Here is a 4699-nt window from a genome sequence, read left to right as displayed (position 1 = left end):
TATATATATATATATATATATATATATAAAAATGAATATGTATATAAAAAGCGGTGTTCCCGTCGGCTGTTTATGTGTGATTGACGATACCGCGGTGAGGCCTCTAAAGCCCCAGCCGCTCGGTCATATGCGACTACAAACGGATCGCCGGTGAACACCTCCAAAGCCCCAGTCGCGAGGACTCGCGCGGCTCGCTGCGGTCCTTGGTCAGTCGCTTCGCTCCCTCCCTGCGGTCCTTGCGTCGCCGTGCGTCGCCCTCGCGACTGCCCCTTTGAGGCCTCCCCGACCGCACAGCAACCGCACCTCACACCTCCCCAGCCTCGCCGCTCGCTGCGCTCGCGGCGTCCCTCGCGCGCGCTCCTCGTGGCCGCCAAGGGCGGCCACTCGGAGGCACGCGCCACCGCGGCGGGATTTATAAATGAGTGTCGCCGTCGCTCAGAAGTATTTGGTCGTGCTGTAACGTATCTAGGGGGGAGAGGGATCTCGACAGCGCAGCACGGCATATCCACGAACATGGCCATTTATCCGTGCCATGTGGGAATATTTATGCAGCAACGTCGGGTACGGCCGCGCATGTCGATCACTCTGCCGGGACCGACGCTCGGCGTCGTCGGCGGCGGACAGCTGGGCCGGATGATAGGCGAGGCGGTCGCGCGGCTCGGCGTCGAGGTCGTCGTGCTCGACCCGACGCCGGACTGCCCGGCCGCTCCCGTCGTGAGCGACCAGATCGTCGGGGACTTCGACGACCCCGACGCGGTCCACGAGCTGGCGAGCCGCGTCGACGCGCTGACCTTCGAGATCGAGCTGGCCGATCCGGAGCTGCTGGCCGTGGCGAGCGCGGAGCACGACGTGCCGGTGCAGCCGGACCCCGGCACCCTCGAGACGATCCAGGACAAGCTGGTGCAGAAGGAGGCGCTCGCCGACGCCGGCATCCCCGTCCCGGAGTTCGTCGCGGTCGCGACCGCGGAGGGACTCGAACGCGTCGTCGAGGAGTTCGGCGGCGTCATGCTGAAGGCCCGCGAGGGCGGCTACGACGGCCGCGGGAACGTCCCCGTCGAGAACCCCGCCGACGCCGCCGACGCACTCGACGAGGTCGGCGGGAACGCCATGGCCGAGGAGTTCCTCGACTTCGAGCGCGAGATCGCCGTGATGGGCCTGAAGGGGGCAGACGGCGAGACGCGGACCTACCCGGTCACGGAGACGATCCACCGAGAGGAGATCCTCCGAGAGAGCGTCGCCCCGGCCCGGGCCGACGACGCGGTCGTCGCCGAGGCGGAGTCGGTCGCCCGCGACGTGTTGGAGTTCCTCGACGGCCGCGGCGTCTACGGGATCGAGCTGTTCGAGACCCGCGAGGGCGAGGTCTTGGTTAACGAGATCGCGCCCCGCCCCCACAACTCCGGCCACTGGACGATCGAGGGCGCGCGCACGTCGCAGTTCGAGAACCACGTCCGGGCCGTGCTCGGCTGGCCGCTCGGCCCGAGCGACCTCGTCGCGCCCGCCGTCACCGCGAACGTCCTGGGCGACGTGGACGAGACCGAGCCGGCGACGCTCCGCGGGGTCGACGCCGTCCTCGCCGCGCCCGACGCCGACCTCCACTGGTACGGGAAAGACGACGCGCGCCCGCTCCGGAAGATGGGGCACCTGACGGCGACGGTCGGAAGCGACGACGCGACCGCCGACGGTGACGTCGACCGCGACGCGCTGCTCTCGCGGGCCCGAGCGCTCCGCGACGAGCTGACGTTTCGGGACGCCTGACGTTCCGCGACGCCCGACGCTCGCGCGATATCCGGCACTTCCTTACCGACCTCCGTCGAACCCACGCCCATGACCACGGTGCAGGACCTCATCGACCGGATCGAAGCGGAGGCGGCGGCGGACGCCGACCCGGAGACCACCCCGGACGTGGGGATCATTATGGGGTCGGACTCGGACCTCCCCGTCATGGAGGGCGCGTACGAGGCGCTCGACGAGCTCGGGTTCGCCGAACAGACCGACTTCGGCGACGCCCCGGACGCGCGGTTCACCTACGAGAGCTACGTCGTCTCCGCGCACCGCACCCCCGAGCTCATGTACGCGTACGGAGAGACCGCCCGCGCTCGCGGTCTCGACGTGATCATCGCCGGGGCGGGCGGGAAGTCGGCTGACCTCCCGAACATGACGGCGTCGATCGCGTACCCGATCCCCGTCATCGGGGTGCCGGTCCAAGAGAAGTCCGTCGACTCGGTCATCGGGATGCCCACCGGCGCCCCGATCGTCGCCGTCGACGCCGGGAAGTCGTTCAACGCCGCCCTCTCGGCCGCGCAGGTGCTCGCGCGCGAGCACGACGCGATCGAGGATCGACTCGTCGCGTACCACGAGGACCTCAAGGGCGGCGTCGCCGCCGACTCCGCCGACCTCCACGACCTCGGCATCGACGGGTTCCGCGCGCGCGGCGAGGAGTAAGTCGTCGGCGACCCGTCTCTCGAAGTCGTTGACAACCGGTCTCGCGGGCGAACTGACGACTGCCGGATCGGGCGTTGAACGGTTTCGCGGCCGTCTGCGGTGGCCTCGGGCCGCTGCCCTGAAGACTCAACGCTTATGAGGGGTCGGTCCAAACGCCAGCACGTTACGGAGACCTATATGAGCGATTGGATAGCGATCGGCGCCTTGGCGGCCGTCGGCCTGCTCATCCCCATCGGGATGATGACCGTGTCGGCGTTGCTCCGTCCGAGCGTGCCTGAGACCGGTAAAAGCACCACCTACGAGTCCGGCGAGACCCCGACTGGCGGGACGAAGATCCGGTTCAACATCCAGTACTACATGGTCGCGCTGTTGTTCGTCGTGTTCGACATCGAGACCGTGTTACTGTTCCCGTGGGCCGTCATCTACCGCCCGGCGATCGAGGCCGGCGTGCCGATGACCGCCCTGCTGTGGCCGATGTTGGCCTTCGTCGGGATCCTCGCGATCGGGCTCGTCTGGGCGTGGCGGTCGGGGGCGATCAGCTGGGCCCGGAGCCCCCGCGCGTCCAGGAGAAAAACGGAGCGTGACCTCAACTAATGAGCAGCGATCAACCATTCATCACAGACGAATCGCAAGTGGTAACGGAGACCCGAGACGCCCGGATGACCGGGCAGGGAGACCGGTTCAACTCTCGGCTCCGCGAGGCGTTCGGCTCCTCGCCGTTCATCCTCACTAAGTTCGACAAGTTCCTGAACTGGTGTCGCGGCTCCTCGATGTTCATGCTGCAGTTCGGTATCGCCTGCTGCAGCATCGAGATGATGCACACCTACGCCGTGAAACACGACCTCGACCGGTTCGGGAGCGGGGTCCCCCGCGCGTCGCCGCGACAGGCCGACGTGATGATCGTCCCCGGGACGATCGTCTCGAAGTTCGCGCCGCGGATGAAGCGCGTGTACGACCAGATGCCCGAGCCGAAGTTCGTCGTCGGCATGGGCTCGTGTACCATCTCCGGCGGTCCGTTCCAGGAGGGGTACAACGTCATCAAGGGCGCCGAGGAGGTCATCCCGATCGACATCCACGTCCCCGGCTGTCCGCCGCGTCCTGAGGCCCTCGTGTACGGCGTCGTGAAGCTGCAGGAGCGCGTCGCCAACGGCGAGGCCGCGCCCGTGACGGTCAAGCCGTACGAGCTGGAGGAGTTCTCCGACCTCGAGCGCGACGAGCTCGTCGACAAGCTCGCCGACCAGATCGACGACGACGAACTCGTCATGCGGTACAATTTCGCTGATTCACCATGAGCCTCGAACGACCGGACACCACCGACGACGCGGTGCCGGAGCGCACCCCCGACGAGCTGGAGGCCCTCCTAGGCGACCTGGTCGTCGACCGCGACGACCACCTGAACGCTCCCGGCTTCGTTATCCGCCCGGACACCGTCCAGGAGACGCTCTCGATCCTGAAAGAACAGGCGGGGTACGACCACCTCTCGGTGGTCACCGCCCAGGAGTACGAGAACCGCTACGAGTCGATCTACCACCTGAAGAAGTTCGACGACCCGACCCAGGAGGTCAGCGTCGTCGTGCCCGCCGACAAGGACGACCCGGTCTCGGAGTCGGCCGAGCCCGTCTTCCGCACCGCCGACTGGCACGAGCGGGAGGCGTACGACCTGATCGGCATCGAGTACGACGACCACCCCGACCTGCGCCGGATTCTGCTGCCGGAGACGTGGCAGGGCCACCCCCTGTCGATGGACTACGACAAGGACCGGCCCCAGATCGCCACGCTGCCCGAGCACGCGAACCCGCTGCAGGAACACCACAAGGACGCCGAATCCGACACGATGTTCCTCAACATCGGGCCGCACCACCCGGCGACCCACGGCGTGCTCCACCTGAAGACGATCCTCGACGGCGAGCAGGTCGTCGACGTCGAGCCCGACATCGGCTACCTCCACCGCAGCGAGGAGCAGATGGCGCAGTCCGGCACCTACCGCCACCAGATCATGCCGTACCCCGACCGCTGGGACTACATCTCGGCGGGGCTGCTCAACGAGTGGGCGTACGCCCGCGCGGCCGAAGACCTCGCCGACATCGAGGTGCCGGAGTACGCGCAGGTCATCCGGACGATGGGCGCGGAGATGTGCCGGATCGCCGCGCACATGCTCGCGCTCGCGACGTTCGCGCTCGACGTGAACGGCGACTTCACGGCGACGTTCATGTACGCGATCAACGACCGCGAGCGCGTCCAGGACCTGCTGGAGGAC

General features: G+C 67.4%; 5 protein-coding genes. All 5 read left to right on the top strand.

From position 1 onward, the window contains the following. Nucleotides 1–573: 573 nt before the first annotated feature. A complete protein-coding gene (locus B4V06_RS17320) occupies nt 574–1755 on the top strand; it encodes a 5-(carboxyamino)imidazole ribonucleotide synthase (protein WP_498170788.1) in 1182 nt (393 codons plus the stop codon). 69 nt (nt 1756–1824) lie between these two features. Next, nucleotides 1825–2442 (top strand): 5-(carboxyamino)imidazole ribonucleotide mutase, encoded by a 618-nt coding sequence (gene purE, locus B4V06_RS17315; RefSeq protein ID WP_123114305.1) that lies wholly within the window; start codon nt 1825–1827, stop codon nt 2440–2442. 177 nt (nt 2443–2619) lie between these two features. Further along, on the top strand, nt 2620–3036 hold the full coding sequence (locus tag B4V06_RS17310) for an NADH-quinone oxidoreductase subunit A (protein WP_123114938.1): 417 nt from the start codon (nt 2620–2622) through the stop codon (nt 3034–3036). Next, a complete protein-coding gene (locus B4V06_RS17305) occupies nt 3036–3734 on the top strand; it encodes an NADH-quinone oxidoreductase subunit B (protein WP_006113007.1) in 699 nt (232 codons plus the stop codon). The genes B4V06_RS17310 and B4V06_RS17305 overlap by 1 nt, the downstream gene beginning before the upstream one ends. After that, nucleotides 3731–4699 (top strand): NADH-quinone oxidoreductase subunit C (locus B4V06_RS17300; protein WP_498170784.1); only part of this gene is annotated, 969 nt, incomplete at its 3' end. The genes B4V06_RS17305 and B4V06_RS17300, both read left to right, overlap by 4 nt.

This window comes from Halorubrum sp. B53, from assembly GCF_059752395.1.
This window is presented reverse-complemented; position numbering and strand designations above follow the sequence as displayed.